The organism is Wolbachia endosymbiont of Pentidionis agamae (assembly GCF_036711655.1).
Lineage (GTDB): Bacteria > Pseudomonadota > Alphaproteobacteria > Rickettsiales > Anaplasmataceae > JAZHPY01.
In genome coordinates, this window is sequence record NZ_JAZHPY010000003.1 from 1 (window position 1) to 18,763 (window position 18,763).

The window sequence follows — 18,763 nt, forward strand, 5'->3', positions numbered from 1 at the left end:
AAAATAATAACTAGCTTTTCTTTATCATATCTTACCTTACATTCCGTAAGAATAGCATTTGTACTTTTAAGTACGGACTCTAAAATAGATTTTTTCAAGAGTTTTACAAATTCACGCATTACATTCTCTATAAAAGATACCTTAAAAGCGATTTGCCCTACTTGTTTAGGCTCATCAATCTTTTTTATATATTGTGATAAGATCTTTGATGTGGAAGCTTCTTTTATTTCTTCAAAGACATCTTTTTGAATGTGAAGCTTTATCGACTGAAAATTCGAAAAATCTAACTCAAGATTAGATAAAGCTTTAAGTAAATTCTCTAAGACATTTGCATAAATTATATACTCTTCTTCTTTTTTCTTAAAAAAGTCTTCTTTTAATTTGTTTTTAATTAACTCTTGCTCAGCATCTACTATAAACTCGCTAAGTAATTTTATCACCTCATTAATAATATCTTGCAGCGCTTTAGAAATATGCTGCTTCCTTATATTTACAAAGAAAACTGCAAAATCTTGTACTATTCCTTCAACTTCATTATTTGAAAGACTTTGTTGTGCTATAAAAGCAAATTCATAAAGGTTCACTACTTATTCCTTAAAAATTAATTAGTCACTTAATTATATAAATCTTTCTCATATAAGCAAGTCATTTGTATTAATTCTTACATCTATAATCCACTCTAATCGAGATATTTCATAAATAATTTTAGGAACTACCAAATATGTATCTGATAGCAAAATGCTAACTTCATAATTTTTTAAAATAAGCTTCAGGATTACTTTAGTTCTACCTTTATCTTTTAATATCTCATTTAATTTTTTAGCAACTATTTGTAGATCAGTGCAGTCTATAGTTAAGCATAATACTCTAATTGAGAAAGCAATTTTTTGTGTAAATTCAAATATATCCCTACCGGTTAATCTGGTTGTATTTTCTGAAGCTTCGAGCTCAATTATTACGAATGTTCCAGAAAAAAATAATTCCTGCTTTCTTTCTATTATCTCATCATTATAAAATGCTATCTCAGAGACATTGTGAGGATCAGAAATCGTAACTATAGCAAATCTTCCACGATCTGATGTTCTCATGCGCACGTTTAATATTACTCCAGCAATCCTTGTTTTTTTTACCTCTCCAATAAAACCAATATCTAATTTTTTTAAAAGGTCTCTAAATTTTTCTAATGGATGATCAGTTAAATAAAATCCTAAATAAAATAATTCATACTCTAATTTTTCTTCTGTACTAAAATCTTCAACATTTACTAATTTTGGTTTTAAATCGTAAAATAGAATAGCCTGATTTGACTCCTTACTTTGTTTATTTTTATTTAAAAAATAAATTAACGTATCTATTGACTCATATAATTGTTTGCTGTTTTTATGTATACTGCTGCAAGCTCCAACTTTTATAAGACTTTCTAGTGCTTTTTTGTTTATAATAGAGCTTAAGTTACGTATAAATTCCCATATATCTTTATAAGAATGTAAACGCATACTTACTATTTCTTGTGCTATAGAGAAACCAACATTTTTTAAAGCAGCAAGACCATAACGAATACATTGATTTTCTATAGAAAATTTAGCATCAGATTTGTTTATATCTGCTGGAAGAACAGTAATACCACTAAACTTTGCAGCGTAGTAGAATAAATTCAATTTATCCCTATCATCAATATTCAAATTCATTAATGCTACAAAAAACTCTATAGGATGATTAGCTTTGAGATAAGCAGTCTGATATGATATAACTGCATACGCAGCAGCATGGGATTTATTGAAGCCATAACCAGCAAATTTTGCTACTAAATCAAATATATAATTTGCTCTATCATAGTCAACACCTCTGTTTGTTGCGCCATTTATAAAAAGTTCACGTTGTTTATCCATTTCTACTCTTATTTTTTTACCCATAGCACGTCTAAGTAGATCTGCTTCTGCTAAAGTATACCCAGAAAGAATGCGAGCTATTTCCATAACCTGTTCTTGATAAATTATTACTCCAAAAGTTTCCTTTAATACTTCTTCTAATAATGGATGAATATAATCTGGCTTTTCAAGGCCGTGTTTTCTTGCAATGTAAGTTGGAATGTTATCCATTGGGCCTGGTCTATATAGTGAAATTAAAGCAATAATATCTTCAATACAATCAGGTTTTAGTTTTATCAAAGCTTCTCTCATTCCAGAACTTTCAAGTTGAAATACACCGATAGCACTGCCATTCGAAAGCATTTCATAGGTTTTTCTGTCATTAAAGTCCAAAGAGGTAATCTTGATCTTTTTTCCATTTTGATTAATTAAATTACAAGCATGATTAATTAATGTAAGTGTGCCAAGTCCAAGAAAGTCAAATTTTATAAGTCCAGCTTTTTCAACATATTTCATGCTGTATTGAGTAATCGGCATAGTTGAATCTGAATCGTAATATATTGGAACAAAATTTTCTAATTGTTGATCAGATATCACAATTCCAGCTGCATGTGTTGATGTATGCCTATATATTCCTTCTAGTCTCAGCGATATATCTATGAGCTTTGCAACAATTTCGTCACTATCACGTTCTTTCTGTAAATTCTTATCTAGTTCAATTGCTTGTGATAAAGTAACAGGATTAACTGGATTAAATGGAACCATTTTAGAAATTTTGTCAACTTGAGAATAAGGCATCTGCAATACTCTACCAACATCGCGTAGCACTGCTCTTGCTTGTAATTTACCAAATGTAATTATTTGAGCAACATACCCGTATTTTTTCTGAACATAATCAATTACTAAATCTCTTTTTTCCTGACAGAAATCAATATCAAAATCAGGCATAGATATACGGTCAGGATTCAAGAATCTTTCAAATATTAATCCAAATCTTATTGGATCAAGATCTGTAATTTGAAGCGCCCATGCAACAATTGAACCAGCTCCTGAACCTCTCCCTGGACCAACAGGAATGTCATTTGCTTTGCTCCAACAAATAAAATCAGAAACTATTAAAAAATATCCAGAATAATTCATCGAAGTTATTATGTTAAGTTCGTAATCTAATCGATCGTAGTATTGTTTTAAATCTATATTTGAATTATTTGTAATACGTAATTCTAACCCTTTACTTGCTTGTTCCTTTAACTCTTCATTTTCAGTTTTATTTCTGTGACAAGGAAATTTAGGCAAAATAGGTTTTCTACCTTTTGGCATATAAGAACATCTTCTAGCTATGACTAAAGTGTTATCTACAGCTTCTTTAATATCATAAAATAGCATATTCATTTCTAACGCGGATTTGAAATAATGTTCAGTAGTTAATTTTTTCCTACCAGTCTCTAAAGCATATCTTCCTTCAGATATACAAGTTAGTATATCGTAAGACTCGTAGTCAGATTTATTAGAAAAAAAGACATCATTAGTTGCAACAAGTGGAATTCCATACTGATAAGCAAAATCCATTAAAGTTTCTTCTAGTTCTAATTCTCTATTTAATCCATGACGTTGTAATTCCACATACAAACAATCCTTAAAAGCTATCATCAATTTATTGATAATTTGCTTATCCTGCTTTAATAATAATTGCGCCAATATTCCATCATACCCACCAGTTAAAACAATCAGACCCTCATTTAAACTAAATAATTCATCAAAATGAATATAAGGAACATCATTACTCTTATGATTTTTAAAAGAATTACTCACCAAATTAACTAGATTACTATAACCTGTCTCATTTTTTGCAAGTAGCAGCATAGGTAGATTCTGTTCTGAATATTTGATTATCACATCACAACCTATGATCGGCTGTATTCCATTATTTGCAGCATGCTCTGCAAATTCAAGTGAACCAAACAGATTCCCTGAATCAGTTATTGCAACTGCTGGCATTTTGTTTTGCAAGCAAAGATTTATCAAATCTTTGATCTTTACGGAACTTGCAAGTAATGAATAAACACTATGAACACGTAAATGCACAAACATAAAGATTTTTTGTTAGTGATATCAAAAGAATAACATCAATTTATTTGTGAAGACATAGTTTTGTACGTAATTAAAAAATATGTATACAAAATATGAAACATTTTCTTGATATTAAAATATTTTGTATTTAACTAAAGGCTAGTGAAAGTAATTATTGTTAGGTGTAATTATTCCAAAGAGCTTTGTGTTATAAGGTACAAAAGGTTTTTATATCTTATTTAGGCAATAAGAAAAGATTGGATGAAGTTGTTGATGGTCTAAATCTTTATTATGAAGAGGATCTAAAAGATGCTATATCTGATGTAATAAAATCTGGTAAACGATCATGATGTGTTATCTGCAGAAACGGCAGATATTCTCAATCAAAAAGATAACGATTGCAAGACAGATTTTGAAACTTAGATGTTGCTCAATCTTCGCTTTGTTGGCTAATCCATAGTTGGGGTGTTTAGTTGTATTGAACTTATTATAGTGTTCTGGAAGTGTTAGGGGAATGTTGTTCCACTTGCACCTCACTAATAAATGAACTTGGTTGTCTCTCTTGTTGTGAGTAATGTCTTACTTGATCTTCTGCTGCTACTGAAGCAAGTAAATGCAAATTACTATTCATTTCTTCAATCCCATTAACCAATAACTCTAAATTCCATATAGGACCTTGACTCATTACATTGCTTTGATTTAAATTAGGATTAATCATATTTTCTAGGTCACTTATACAGGTTTTAAGCATTAGATAGTTACGATAAAAATTATCTACAGTATTAATCAGTAACTGCATATGATTCGCACATTTTTTACATATTATATTTTCCTGCATACCTCTCTCTATATTGAAAAGAAATTTCTCTACCTCAGTTAGATGATATTCAGATTGGATATACTTCTCGCAAAAGTCTTTTAAGTTGTACAGATCTATAGTATCTCTTATGTAAAGCTCATAGATCATGGCTTTGTTAATGTATAACCTTAAATTCATTATTCCATCTTCATAAAGAATTATGTAATTCTTATAAAAAGCTTCTATATGACTTATTTGTTGCTGCAAACCTTTTCTGCAAGTTACACATAAAAACCTTCTTAAGATATATTTCTTGCCTTCAGCTTCATCTGTATTTTTAAGAATATTTCTATACATAAATTTTTAGCGATCATTAAAACCTCTATAGTTAATATATATTTTATAAATAAAATGTAAATATATTTTATTTAGTTAGGTGAATGCTCTCATATTAAGGAAAATACTTTAGTGTTGAACTACTTTAGCATAAGATATGGTATATCTGTACTGAGTAGCAGATCTAAAAGATGAGGCACATCGTAAGTACTTCTAGTGTAAACATATAACTACATAAAAAGATCATAGACTTTAATATTTCTTTTACTTTTAATCTATTATCTAGATAATGGATATTCCTTCATCAGCATTATATAATTTTCTGATGATTTAGTTATATGATCAATTTGAGGCACCTTTTTAAAAAATTTTGCTGGACGTCCTGCCCATATCTCTCCACTTCTTACAATTTTATTATTTGTTACTAAAGAACCTGCAGCTACCATACTTTCAGTCTCTATAATAGCATTATCCATTATTGTGGAGCTCATACCAATTAATGCTTTATCATGGATCTTACACGCATGTAATACACAAGAATGACCTACAGTTACCATATTGCCAATAACAGTATCACCTCCAGGATTTCTATCAACATGTATTATAGTTCCATCTTGAATATTTGTTCCACTTCCTATTTTGATTGATCCTACATCACCTCTTAGAACGCAGTTATACCAAACACTAGAATCTTTCTCTATTGTAACTCTACCGATGACGTATGTTCCACCAGCAATAAAAACACTGTTGTCTATTTGTGGCTCATAGTTTTGATATTTTAAAATATAATACATAGAATCTCTATAATTCTATTAAAATGTCTAGATAAACTAGACATACTAAACCTAAATGTTAAGCTTAGAAGCTACCTCTAATTGATCACTTGTAACATCATTAAGTGCTGTATTTACCTTATCTTGTCTTAAATCTTGTTCCAAGCGTGAAACATTACTGTTTAAGTTTTGCCTTACTCTAGTCAGCTCTTGCTCTTTATTTGCAAGCTTTTTTTTCGTTATTTCAAGTTGATCTTTAATATTTTTAAGTTTACCTTTAATATCTTCAAATTGTTGCAACTCCATTGCAAGAATAGAATCATTATTTATTTCATCTACTACATATGTAAGTTGTGCTGCGGCACTCCTTGCAACAAACTTTTCATTTAAATAACTACGAATAGGTTTTGTCATAGAATTAGTATCTCTTAATACATCAATAACAATTGCATAATCTATTAATGGATTATCTTCTACTAATCTTTTTACATCATCTAAATCATTAGAATTAATAACACCCTTTAATCGTTCTTTAAGGGCTTGATCTATTATCTTCTTTAGTTCTGAGCCTATTTCAGATATCGGTCTTACTTGACTGAAATCCAGTGCTTTATGTTTTAAAAGCTTAGTTAATATTTCTTTTTTACTATTAGTTATTCCTTGTCTACACAGATCAATAATTAAGTTTAATGGTGTTTCTATTTTTCCATCTTGATTTCTTTGCCAACAGTTAGGATTAAGTTCTTCTTGTTTTAAGAGATATTCTGCTCTAGTAATGCTTCCTGTAGAAAAAACAGTTAATAAATCTTTTCCTTTCCGTGCCTTTTCTATTTCTACTGCAAGATATGAAAGACCTCTATAATTATTAAATTTGCTTTTTATTGTTGTAATATACAAACTAGGGGAAAGATTAATAGGAACTAGTTTAATATTTCGAAGTATAAGATTGATAAAATGCAAATTTTCCATAATAATCGCTCGACCTAGAACTTCATCAGAAGAGTTAGGTCCTTCAACATCAGTATTTAAATCTCGATATCATCATTACCCATAATAATAGCTATCAATGGTGTATATCCATCGTTATCAAATGCATTAACATCTGCTCCTTCCTCTAAAGCTTTCCTAAAATCTTCTAGGTTCCCATTGTAAATCGCATCAAATAGTTTTTGTGTTTCATTAGATAGGAATTGTTGATCTCTCTGACTAACTTGATAAATTGTTCTTGCATTATTGTTCCAAAGGGAAAGACTATTATGAATGTCTGAATTACGATTTCTATTTATTGTATGCATATTATATTACCCAATAACCTATGAAAATAGTATATCAAAGATAAAATAAAATAGCAATTAGAACTTTAGAATAAGGTTTTATTTTAGAAATTGATACAGCAACAGAACTAAAATTTTATTGAAAAACTATTATAAAACCATATCGTTAATTATATATTTTAAAATTCAGTATGTTAAATAAATTAATGATTTTGCTATTAATTTTTGTGCTTCCTTTGTATTTAAATGCATATCAACTTAAAACTAGGGCAAAGCAAGCTGTAATACTGGATCTAGCATCTGATTCATTCATTTTTGAACATAATGCCGATGAAAAATTTTTTCCTTCATCAATGAGTAAATTGATGACTTTATACATAACTTTTGATTACTTAAAAGCTGGTATTATAAACATGCAAGATAAATTTGAGGTCAGTAGAAAAGCATGGAAGATAGGTGGCTCTTCTATGTATCTAAAGGAAGGGCAAAAAGTTACAGTAGAAGATTTACTTAAAGGAGCTATTATATCCTCTGGAAATGATGCATGCATAACACTTGCAGAAGCTATTGCTGGTTCAGAAAAAAATTTTGTAACTGAAATGAATGAAGTAGCACAAAAGTTTAATTTAAATAATAGTAACTTTATGAATTCGAGTGGTATTCATAATGAAAACCATTTTATGAGTGCAAAAGATTTAGCAAAACTTGCACAAAAGATATTCTCTGACTTTCCTGAATATTATTATTTATTCTCTGAGAAAGATTTTACCTTTAATTCAGTTGAACATAAAAATCAAAATACTCTAATTTTCCACAATATTGGAGTGGATGGAATTAAAACTGGTCACTCAGATTCTGGAGATTACGGAATAGTTGTATCTGCCAATCAAAATAACAAAAGAATATTTATAACAATAAATGGTCTTGGCACTGCAAGAGAACGAATAGAGGAAGCAAAAAAATTGGTGCAATACTATTTTAAAAATTTTAATACTAGAACTATTTTCAGGAAAAATAGTAAAATTGAAGAAATAGATGTTCTTTATGGTCAAAAAAAGAAAGTACCAATTACAGTAGAAAAAGATATTGTTATTACCTATAACCGTAATATTTTTAATAAAATTAAAGTATACATGGAATATCAAAATGATGTGATTGCACCAATCAAAAAGGGACAAGAAATAGGTAAATTACATATAGAGATACCAGGAATGGAAAAACAAGTTGTACCACTATATATCGCAGAAAGTATTGAAGAATTAGGCATGATAGGTAAATTATTTTCCCTTTAATTGTTATATAGATATTATTATATAGATAACGATGTTATTTAGTAATACATCTATTATTATTATCTTCATACTATTACACAGTTTTCTCATTAGAAGAAAAACACAGCAGTTGCAGCTAGAGCAAGACCGACTCCAATTGCACTACAAACACTAATTCTGGATTAGGAGATGATATAAAAGAGATAAAAACTAAGTTAGAAATTAAAGTGAGAATACCAATGGATAAAGATATAACTGAACTATTTTTCTTAATTGTGATAATTCTTCTCTATCAACAATCTCCGTGCAAAAACTTCAAAGCTTTTTACCCGCATCACTTAACATTTTTCTATAGAATTGACATATGAAATTATATTCAAAAAAACAATGTAGAATTTGGTTGCTATATGCAAACTTGCCTTTTTTTGTGGCAGTAGAATAAACAAAACACATCTGGAAATTAATAAAAGACTTGCAACCAAATCTTACTGACAACTTATCGAGGAATTCTACTAAACACATTGTGGAAAAAAGTACACTAAGATAATTGAAAGCATAAATTCAACTTTTTGCCGTTATTTATACAGATTTCATTGCAAAGCTAAATGCTATTAAAATCTAACACCAAACTTTAGTCTCTTTATTTTTAAAAAATCTATAGCAATCCCTGATAAAAACGTTCTTTCCTCTCTACTTTTTCTTGGTGATGTCAATCTCATTAAAACAACCACTACATAGTGGAAAGGTAAATAATACATTTTAATCAGTGTAATACTTTTGAAAATTATTTCTTCAATAGAACAACTTATAGTTTGAAAGCATTATAATATTATACTCCCAGTACTTTTTTCCTATATAAAACTCAACTATTCATAGAGTTAAAGAAATCAGAATTACTTTTTGCTAGAACCAACTTATCACGCAAAAATTCCATTGCCTCCACAGAATTCATAGAAGAAAGTATTCTGCGTAACACCCATACTTTACTTAATAAAGATTTATCTATCAGTAATTCCTCTTTTCTTGTCCCAGATCTTGTAATATCAATAGCAGGAAATATTCGCTTATCTGAAAGCCTACGATCAAGAATAATTTCAGCATTACCTGTACCCTTGAATTCTTCAAAAATAACATCATCCATTTTTGACCCTGTTTCAATAAGAGCTGTTGCAATTATTGTCAAAGAACCACCATTTTCAATATTACGAGCTGCCCCAAAGAGACTTTTTGGCCTCTGCAATGCATTTGAATCTACTCCGCCAGTTAATATTTTACCTGATGACGGCATTACTGCATTATAAGCACGTGCAGCTCTTGTAATAGAATCAAAAAATAGAACAACTTGTTTTCCATTCTCAACTTTTCTTTTAGCTGTCTCTATTGCAAGTTCAGCAAGCTGTACATGACGATGAGCAGGCTCATCAAACGTAGAACTTATTACTTCCCCACTAACAGAACGAGTCATATCTGTTACTTCTTCTGGCCTTTCACCTATTAACAACATCATTAACTCCACTTCAGGGTGATTTTTAGCTATTGAATAAGCCATCTGCTGAATCAACATAGTTTTTCCTGTACGAGGCGGCGCAACAATTAATGCTCTTTGTCCTTTTCCAATCGGTGTTGCTATGTCTACAGTACGCATGCTAATATCTTGCTTATTATCACCACTATTGCATTCAAGTACTATTTTCTCCTCTGGATAAATTGGTACTAAATCATCAAAGTTAATATATTTTCTTAATTTTTCTATTTCAGTAAAGTTTATACTCCGAACTTTTACTAATGTAAAATATCTTTCCTTATCATTTGGTGGTCGAATTTCTCCCTGCACTATATCTCCTGTACGCAAATAAAATTTCTTTATCTGCCCGCTAGAGATATAAATATCATCAGTGCTTGGTGCATAATTCACTTTTTGTGAACGCAAAAAGCCAAAACCTTCTGGTAATATATCTACTACCCCACTTCCGATATTAACCCCACCTTCCTCGCTGACTTTTCTCATTAAACTAAATATTATTTCCTGCTTCAGTATCCTACCACCGCTCTTAGTTGTAATAGAAATATTTCTATCTTCTGCTAATTGTAATAATTCTTCAGCAGTCTTTTCTTTTAATTGTTCCAAATTTAACATATGATTGTCATCATATTTGTTAATTACAGAGCTATCTTGTAATTTTTGTTCTTCCACACTAGAGCTTATGCACTTCCCTTTATCAATTTCTTGTGCAGTCTTTTTAACCTTTTTCTTTTCTGTTTCTGTTAAAACATCTTTATTAACATTAATTGTTGACATAACTCCCCCAAACCTACCTTGCGAATTAAAAAAATGAACTGTTTTATTGTAACTTCAATAAGTGATTGATAAGATAAATAGTAAACCTTAAAATAAGCTACTAATCAATGCAGAACTTACTTATAATTAAAATACATAACTTATTTTACTCTAATTAGTAAAAATAAGTCAAAGAATTTTTGCAATAAAAATTACTTATCCTCTATGTTTTTCAATCTTGCAATCTTTTCTAATGCTATTTGCATTTTTAATATCTCTTGTTCTAGATCCTCTTGTCTACATAAATATAAAAGCACAGGGTCCCTTGGCCTTATGTTATTTATATTATGGTGAGTCCCATTTCTGATTTGTTCTACTGTATTGGTCGTTGTTCCTATCAACTTGGCTATGATAGCATCACCCATAGCAGGGTAATTTTTTAATATCCAGTAAACCGCATCTGGTTTATCTCGTCTTTTTGGCACAGGTATATTAGACTTCCTTGTTTCTAATTGTGGAATTTTATTGTGTTTCTTTTCACAATCAAGAATTTCTTCTTTTGTAATTCTTCCCATAGTAATAGGATTGCATGCAGTCACTTCTATTTCACCATCAGCAATACTTTTTATATCATTGTAATTAAGCTTACAACATTTTGCTATTTGCTCGAAAGTTAATGATGTGTTGTCTATAAACCAGGAAGCAATCTCTAAAAAGGCTTTATTTGTATTACTATCATTACATTTTAGAAATATTCCTAACTCAGACGAATTATATGAAATATCTTTTTTCATATATTAACCATATTAATATATACTTGCCAAAATATTACATTATACATCTTAAGAAAGAATTAATGTACTTATTGCGCCATTAAGATGTTCTAAAATCTATCATTAATACTAATGGCTAAATATTAAAGCAACTTAACGTAAAAACTAACAATATTACATTTATAATACCTTTATAACTTTGCATTACTTAACACACATTTATTAAATGTTATTATATTAAAATGTTAAAAATCTCAAAGCATTTAATTAACTATTTCTCTTATTTTAGCATTGCAATCATTAGCTGTTACACTAGGAGATTCAAGCTCAGTACTTACATTGCAGTGGTTTTTAGAGTAATACTTAAGAAATCCATCTACACAATATGCCATAAGGCATCCAAGAGTAAAACCACCAAGAAATATTGTTACTGTAATCAATTGTTCAGAAATTGAACAATTAGGGATATCAAAAAACAAATGTATAGAAACGAGAGATATCAAAAAAGGCAACGCGAAAGCACTAGTTAAAATAGCGCAATATACCTCTACTAAAGAACTATAATCAATATGTCCATTATACGTTTTTCCTTTATAATGCACTTTGCAAGTTTTTGACAAGTGTGGTAAGATATGAGAATGAATGAAATTTTCATCAACTTTTGTACCACCCAAATCAAGTGTTTCTATACCTATGACTTCTTTCCTTACTACGTATTCACATAGAGTTTTTAAACTCCAAAATTCTTTTTTTAAAGTTTTACACAGGTGCTCTACTACTTTATTAGTAATATTTTTATTACCATATAAATTTAATTTCTTAGATTCTAAGTCACCATCTTTTAGAATAGGAACTAGGGCTTTCAAACCATTATCACCAAATTTATTATTAGATAGATTAATTTTCTTAATATTTTTACAACCTTTTAGAGCAGAAGCTAGAGCTTCCACACCCTCATCACCAATTTCATTATTGGAGAGATTAATTTCTTCAAGATTTAGAAGATTTTTTATTGGCTTAGCTAAAGCTTTTAAACATTCATCACTAATGCCACGTACATTAAGTATTCTAATGGATATAATATTTTCCATAGCATTAAAAATTTCATAATAATTTACCTCTTCATTAAGAGATAAATTAAGATGATTAAGCTTTTTACATTTTTTTATAACTTTGGCTAGATCTGATAATGATGACTTAAATCTATCACTAATCTCATTATTAAATTCAGTATGCTTCCTTTCTATAATTTCATTACTCAAGCATTTTTTACTATAAGAATAGCTGACACTACCATTTCTCACTTGCAAATAAAGTTTTTTAAGGTTTTGATAATTTTCAATAAGCCAAGGTAAAGATGAAGATAATATATTTGTTTTTTAAGACTGTTGTTTTCTATAATATCAATATATACTGATATATCATTGGCTAGATCTTTCACATGTAATACTTTAAATCTTTCACTCGATAATATACCTGATACATCTATACTTATCTCTTCAACAGTGTCACTACATTTTAAACTAAGAAACTTAACCAAACTCTCAAAATCATTTAGTGTCTTTATTGATGAACAATGCAAGCGATTACCTTTATAATATTTAGAAAAATCTATAGTCATTATTTTTTAACACGATTAATTTAGTTTATTATTACTTAGTTTTTATACTTTATCTACCTGAATTTTAATCAAACTATGAGAAATGTACTTAGGCGTCAATGTTTTCAACATTAAGAGCATTACTATTAATAAAGTCACGACGTGGCTCAACTACTTCTCCCATTAATGTGGAGAATATTGAATCAGCTTCTTCACAATCTTTAATTTCAACTTTTAGTAAAGTTCTTTTCTCAGGATTAAGCGTAGTATCCCATAACTGATCAGCATTCATTTCACCAAGACCTTTAAACCTCTGTAATGTTAAACCCTTTTTACCACAATCCATTATCGTTTTTACAAACGCACTTGGAGATGTGATCTTAACTTCAGTTTCCTGCGACTTTAAGAATGAATCACCATCAAATAAATTTGCTATATCATCAAGCAAATCTAATACATTTATTATGTCTCTATTTTCAAGAACAGAAAGTGTAAATACATACTTATCTGCAAGCCCTTGAAATAGCTTAGAAATATTGATTTCTTTATCTGTAAGCTCTACTTCCCAAGTATAATCATTATACATTAATTGTAAGTATTTTAATATTTCACTAGCAGATAGTAGATCATTTTTTTTCTTTAATACTAGTAATGATTCCAGCAAATCTTGAGGCACTTCTCTGCTGTAGTTTTTGCTGATACTGGAAATAGTAAGACACTTATTCAAGATTAAATGTAAATCCATAGTTGAGTTACTTATTATTAACTTCTTAATTGCTGAATTTACTATATAATCATTAAAGCTTTCATCATCTTTAATATAAGTATCTCTGGCATTTCTTGTGATTTTATAAAGAGGTGGCTGTGCTATATATAAATAGCCATTATCTATTACTTCACGCATATAACGAAAGAAAAAAGTTAGAAGTAATGTCCTAATATGTGAACCATCAACATCTGCATCTGTCATAATGATAATTTTATGATATCTAGCTTTTCCAATCTCAAAGTATTCATTTCCTATCCCAGTACCGATTGCTGTGATCAGAGATCCAATTTCTGCAGATGAAAGAATACGATCTAAACTCACACGCTCTACATTAAGAATTTTACCTTTTAATGCAAGTACAGCTTGTGTTTTACGGTTACGTCCTTGTTTTGCAGAACCACCTGCAGAATTACCTTCTACTATAAATAGTTCAGATAATTCAGGAGATTTTTCCTGACAATCAGCAAGTTTTCCTGGTAAGGATGCAATATCAATACTATTCCTATTTTTTACCAATTCACGTGCCTTTCGTGCAGCTTCCCTGCCTTTTGCAGATCTAATTGCTCTCTCTATTATGCTGGATGCAAGCTTCGGGTTGGTTTCAAGTATTGTACTAAATTTTTCAGCTACTATATTCTCTACTGCTACACGTGCCTCTGAGCTAACTAACTTATCTTTAGTTTGCGAAGAAAATTTAGGATCTGGCATCTTAAGAGATAAAACACAAGTTAAGCCTTCTCTAACATCTTCTCCACTTAAACTAACCTTAGCTTTCTTCAGAAAGCCCTCATTAGTTGCATAATTATTTATACATCTAGTAAGAGCAGACCTAAAACCTGATAGATGTGTACCACCATCTCGTTGCTTTATGTTATTTGTAAAGCATAGCATATTTTCATAATAAGAATCGTTCCATTCCATTGATATCTCTAAACTGATGCCAACATCCTCTGCGCTATCACTAATGCTAACTACTTTAGTTACAGGTGTTTTATTTTTATCTAAATATTTTACAAAATTTGCTGTACCGAAATTACCTCCAGATTCACTACCCTCATTAAATTTAGATTCAACTGGTGGATTATTACGCAAATCACTTAAAGTGATACCAATATTTGAATTTAAAAATGCTAATTCTCTTATACGATTTTCTAAGGTTGAGTAACTAAAATGAATGCCATTGAAAATTTCATCTGATGGCATAAATGTAACTTTAGTTCCTCTCTTATTTATATTTTCACTTATTATTTTTAATGGTTCAACTGAATCACCATCTTCAAAGCGTATAAAATATTCTTTTTTATTTCGCCAAATAGTAAGCTCTAACCAGCTTGATAATGCATTAACAACTGAAACTCCAACACCATGTAGGCCACCAGAAACTTTATAAGTATTATTGTCAAATTTACCACCTGCATGAAGTTGAGTCATTATAACCTCTGCTGCAGATATTCCTTCCTCCTCATGAATATCAGTAGGAATACCACGGCCGTTATCAATAACAGATACAGAGCCATTTTCATTAATGCTAACCTCAATTTTATTGCAGTGCCCTTCTAAAGATTCATCTATTGCATTATCAACAACCTCATATACCATGTGATGAAGACCAGATCCATCATCAGTATCACCAATGTACATACCTGGACGCTTTCTTACTGCATCAAGACCTCTTAATATTTTTATTGAATCAGCATTATAATTATTTTCTGTCAAAATTATTACATTTTATTTTATGAGAGCTAACGAAATATTACACTAAATATATTACACTAGCAACATCTTTAAGATCTCTATACTGTAAAACAGATTTTGAATAAATGGATTTAGTTATCTATCTATTGCATTAAAAAGATTTTAGCTGTATAAGTAAATATTAAATTAACAATTTAAAAGGATAATTTATGAATTTTATAACAAAATCTGCTATTGATTTTAAAGTTCCAGCTGTGCTCTCTGATGGAGAATTTGATGAAGCATTCTGTTTTAGCGAATATGTTAAAAATAAATATGCTGTACTTTTCTTTTATCCACTAGATTTTACGTTTGTTTGTCCAACTGAAATAATATCTTTCAATAATAGAATTAGTGAATTTATAAAACGTGACGTTAAAGTAACAGGTGTAAGCGTAGATTCAAAATTTTCACACTATCGTTGGCGTGAAATACCTGTTGATAAAGGTGGCATTGGAAAAGTAAATTACCCTTTGGTATCAGACATAAAAAAGTCTATAGCAAAGGATTATGATGTGTTATATGATGATTCAGTTGCATTAAGAGCTACTTTCATTATAGATAAAAAGTTTATTATACGTCATCAGTCAATAAATGATTTGCCTATTGGCAGAAGTATTGACGAAGTACTAAGAATAATTGATGCTATTAAGCACTATGAGGAGCACGGAGAAGTATGTCCTGCTGGATGGGAAAAAGGTAAAACTGCGATGCAAGCAAGCGATGAAGGGGTAGCTGATTATCTAAATTCATATAGCGAAGAGCTGTGAGTGTGTATAACACAAAAGTTTTAATTATTGGTTCTGGGGCAGCAGGTTATTCTGCTGCCATTTATGCAGCGCGTGCAAATTTAGAACCAATAATAGTAACTGGCATGCAGCCTGGTGGTCAGCTAACTATCACTACAGATGTTGAAAATTACCCAGGGTTTGTTTCAATACAGGGACCAGAGTTAATGGAAAAGATGAAGTTACAAGCTGAGGAGTTTGGAACGCAAATAGTATTTGATGAAATAAAAAGCATTGAACAATCAAAAGATTGCAAATTGTTTTTATCTATTGGCAATCATAATTACCACTCGAAAGCAATTATAATTGCATCTGGTGCACAAGCAAGGTGGCTTGGCCTTGAAAGTGAAAAAAAGTTCCAAGGCTATGGAGTATCAGCTTGTGCAACGTGCGATGGTAGATTTTTTAAAGATAAAATTGTTGTTGTAATTGGTGGAGGAAATACTGCCGTTGAAGAAGCTATATTTCTTACTAATTTTGCAAGGAAGGTCACATTAATACATAGGCGTGATATACTAAGGGCAGAAAAAAAGATGCAAGAGCATCTTTTTAAACTTTGTAATGAGGGCAAAATAGAAGTTATATGGAACCACATTGTGGAAGATATATTAGGAAATGAAAATCCCAAAAAAGTCAATGGAATTGTGATAAGGTCAAATCTAACACAAAAGACTCAACAAATGAATGTAGATGGAATATTCATTGCGATTGGGCACACACCTAATACAAGTATTTTTAAAGGCATAGTTGATATGGATGAGGAAAATTATATTGTTACTAGTTCTGGTACAACCTTAACCAGTATGCCTGGAATATTTGCTGCAGGTGATGTACAAGACAAAACATATCGTCAAGCAGTAGTCGCAGCCGGCACTGGATGTATGGCTGCTTTAGATGCAGAAAAATTCATTAATGCTGCTTCTTAACGTATATTACCGATAAATTTTCTAGTCTATTTTAAATCATGAGTAACATTATTATTAAAAAATTTGGCGGCACATCCTTAACTGATTTGAATCGTGTTACATATCTTATAAAAGCAGAAGTGGATAGAGGTTATAAAGTAATTGTAGTAGTATCTGCTATTGCAGATTTTACTGACCAGATGATAAATAAAGTCTCAAATTTTAATTATCAGGGAGTATTGTCAGAATATGATGTTGTACTCTCTGCTGGTGAGCAAATTTCTTGTGGGCTCCTTACAATCGCTCTTCATTCTATTGGAGTGATTGCAAGATCATGGCTTGCTTGGCAGCTGCCAATTATTACTGATAATCTTTATTCTCAATCTAGAATTAAGAAGATATGCACCGATAATTTAAAAAATTCTCTTTTTACAGACTTTTCTGTTGCTGTTGTGGCAGGATTCCAAGGCTTACATAATGATAGAATAACAACTTTTGGAAGAGGTGGGTCAGATATATCTGCAGTTGCTTTAGCCATTGCTTTTAACATAAAAACTTGTGATATTTTTACCGATATAGATGGAATATATACTGCTGATCCAAAAATCGTCTCAAAGGCACGTAAATTACAGTCTATTTCTTATACTGAAATGCTGGAAATATCTTCATCAGGTGCTAAAATTTTACATATACGCGCAGTAGAGCTTGCAATGAAACACGATATCAAAATAAAAGTTCTTCCTACTTTTCAGGATACAGAAGGAACAGTATTAGTACATGAACATGAAGTTTTAGAAAGATATTTAGTTACAGGTATAGTCTGCAACCTGAATGAGGCTATGTTAACATTAACTGATATAACCAATGATGCAGAGGTTCTAAAAAGAATATTAGACTCTAATATTAAAATCAGTATGATTAATTGCTTAAAAAATTTAAGCTTTGTAGTTGCAAAATCTGACGTAGCTACTATAGAAAAATTACTTAGTAAAAACAAGAATATTACTATTAACCGTAACATAGCTAGAGTTTCAGTTATAGGAATTGCTGTAGTCTCAAATGCTGAAGTTCTATTAAAGATATTTAAAGTCTTAAGTGAAAATAAAATAAAGATGCTTGCTATTACAGTTTTAGAAATAAAGATTACTATTTTAGTTAAGACAAGAGATGCATATACTTTAGTTAGGGCTTTACATACCGAATATGGATTAGATATTCAATAATTAAATACATTATAAAACTTTATAATGTATTATACGTTCAATACTATTTCCTGAGTATAGCCGATTTATTATATAAGTCAGTATTTATAAAAATCTTAGGTAAAGAATATTTCACAATGTTAAATAACTTTATTACAGAAGTTTATACTATAATACCAAATTAGTATGTGCAGTAGTCGGCTAGAATGCAAAATGAATTCTAGCACTAACTAAAAATAACAGTTACATATAACGTCTATTCCTATGACGAGGTAACGATTCTACGGTCTTTAAATTATTCAAAAAAGTATTACAACAGTTAA

The 18,763-nt window shown here is 30.1% G+C and carries 15 protein-coding genes and 1 pseudogene; 5 read left to right on the plus strand and 11 right to left on the minus strand.

What is annotated here, in order from left to right; all coding sequences use genetic code 11:
* The 6 genes from V6U76_RS00420 to V6U76_RS00445 form a co-directional block, all read right to left on the minus strand.
* Window positions 1-584 (minus strand): hypothetical protein (locus V6U76_RS00420; RefSeq protein WP_333023023.1); only part of this gene is annotated, 584 nt, incomplete at its 3' end.
* A gap of 48 nt (window positions 585-632) precedes the next feature.
* On the minus strand, window positions 633-3,959 hold the full coding sequence (gene dnaE, locus V6U76_RS00425; protein ID WP_333023024.1) for a DNA polymerase III subunit alpha: 3,327 nt from the start codon (window positions 3,957-3,959) through the stop codon (window positions 633-635).
* Between the two features lie 466 nt (window positions 3,960-4,425).
* Window positions 4,426-5,094: a hypothetical protein gene (locus V6U76_RS00430; RefSeq protein WP_333023025.1), complete on the minus strand. Its 669-nt coding sequence runs from the start codon at window positions 5,092-5,094 to the stop codon at window positions 4,426-4,428.
* Window positions 5,095-5,351: 257 nt separating this feature from the next.
* The gene (locus V6U76_RS00435; RefSeq protein WP_333023026.1) at window positions 5,352-5,867 is read right to left on the minus strand and encodes a gamma carbonic anhydrase family protein; all 516 of its coding nucleotides are present in this window, start codon (window positions 5,865-5,867) and stop codon (window positions 5,352-5,354) included.
* 51 nt (window positions 5,868-5,918) lie between these two features.
* A complete protein-coding gene (locus V6U76_RS00440) occupies window positions 5,919-6,815 on the minus strand; it encodes a hypothetical protein (RefSeq protein WP_333023028.1) in 897 nt (298 codons plus the stop codon).
* A 56-nt stretch (window positions 6,816-6,871) separates the two neighbouring features.
* Window positions 6,872-7,141: a hypothetical protein gene (locus V6U76_RS00445; RefSeq protein WP_333023029.1), complete on the minus strand. Its 270-nt coding sequence runs from the start codon at window positions 7,139-7,141 to the stop codon at window positions 6,872-6,874.
* 170 nt (window positions 7,142-7,311) lie between these two features.
* Between V6U76_RS00445 and V6U76_RS00450 the strand changes: the two genes are divergently transcribed.
* A complete protein-coding gene (locus V6U76_RS00450) occupies window positions 7,312-8,412 on the plus strand; it encodes a D-alanyl-D-alanine carboxypeptidase family protein (RefSeq protein WP_333023030.1) in 1,101 nt (366 codons plus the stop codon).
* A gap of 218 nt (window positions 8,413-8,630) precedes the next feature.
* Window positions 8,631-8,753, plus strand: a pseudogene (locus V6U76_RS05665) (IS982 family transposase); the annotation flags it as partial.
* A 500-nt stretch (window positions 8,754-9,253) separates the two neighbouring features.
* Here V6U76_RS05665 and rho read toward each other — a convergent pair.
* From rho to gyrB, 5 genes are all read right to left on the minus strand, one after another.
* Window positions 9,254-10,528: a transcription termination factor Rho gene (gene rho / locus V6U76_RS00460; protein WP_408647399.1), complete on the minus strand. Its 1,275-nt coding sequence runs from the start codon at window positions 10,526-10,528 to the stop codon at window positions 9,254-9,256.
* 353 nt (window positions 10,529-10,881) lie between these two features.
* A complete protein-coding gene (locus tag V6U76_RS00465) occupies window positions 10,882-11,463 on the minus strand; it encodes a cell cycle transcriptional regulator TrcR (protein ID WP_333023034.1) in 582 nt (193 codons plus the stop codon).
* Window positions 11,464-11,705: 242 nt separating this feature from the next.
* Window positions 11,706-12,704, minus strand: a complete 999-nt coding sequence (locus V6U76_RS00470) for a leucine-rich repeat domain-containing protein (RefSeq protein WP_333023036.1) — start codon at window positions 12,702-12,704, stop codon at window positions 11,706-11,708.
* A gap of 38 nt (window positions 12,705-12,742) precedes the next feature.
* Window positions 12,743-13,063: a hypothetical protein gene (locus V6U76_RS00475; protein WP_333023038.1), complete on the minus strand. Its 321-nt coding sequence runs from the start codon at window positions 13,061-13,063 to the stop codon at window positions 12,743-12,745.
* A gap of 88 nt (window positions 13,064-13,151) precedes the next feature.
* Complete coding sequence (gyrB, locus tag V6U76_RS00480) at window positions 13,152-15,527, minus strand: DNA topoisomerase (ATP-hydrolyzing) subunit B (RefSeq protein WP_333023039.1); 2,376 nt, start codon at window positions 15,525-15,527, stop codon at window positions 13,152-13,154.
* 188 nt (window positions 15,528-15,715) lie between these two features.
* Between gyrB and V6U76_RS00485 the strand changes: the two genes are divergently transcribed.
* The 3 genes from V6U76_RS00485 to V6U76_RS00495 are packed head-to-tail and all read left to right on the plus strand — an operon-like array spanning window position 15,716 to window position 18,461.
* Window positions 15,716-16,315: a peroxiredoxin gene (locus V6U76_RS00485; protein ID WP_333023040.1), complete on the plus strand. Its 600-nt coding sequence runs from the start codon at window positions 15,716-15,718 to the stop codon at window positions 16,313-16,315.
* A gap of 2 nt (window positions 16,316-16,317) precedes the next feature.
* Window positions 16,318-17,259 (plus strand): thioredoxin-disulfide reductase, encoded by a 942-nt coding sequence (gene trxB, locus V6U76_RS00490; RefSeq protein ID WP_408647395.1) that lies wholly within the window; start codon window positions 16,318-16,320, stop codon window positions 17,257-17,259.
* Between the two features lie 38 nt (window positions 17,260-17,297).
* On the plus strand, window positions 17,298-18,461 hold the full coding sequence (locus tag V6U76_RS00495) for an aspartate kinase (RefSeq protein WP_333023042.1): 1,164 nt from the start codon (window positions 17,298-17,300) through the stop codon (window positions 18,459-18,461).
* The last annotated feature ends 302 nt before the right edge of the window (window positions 18,462-18,763 follow it).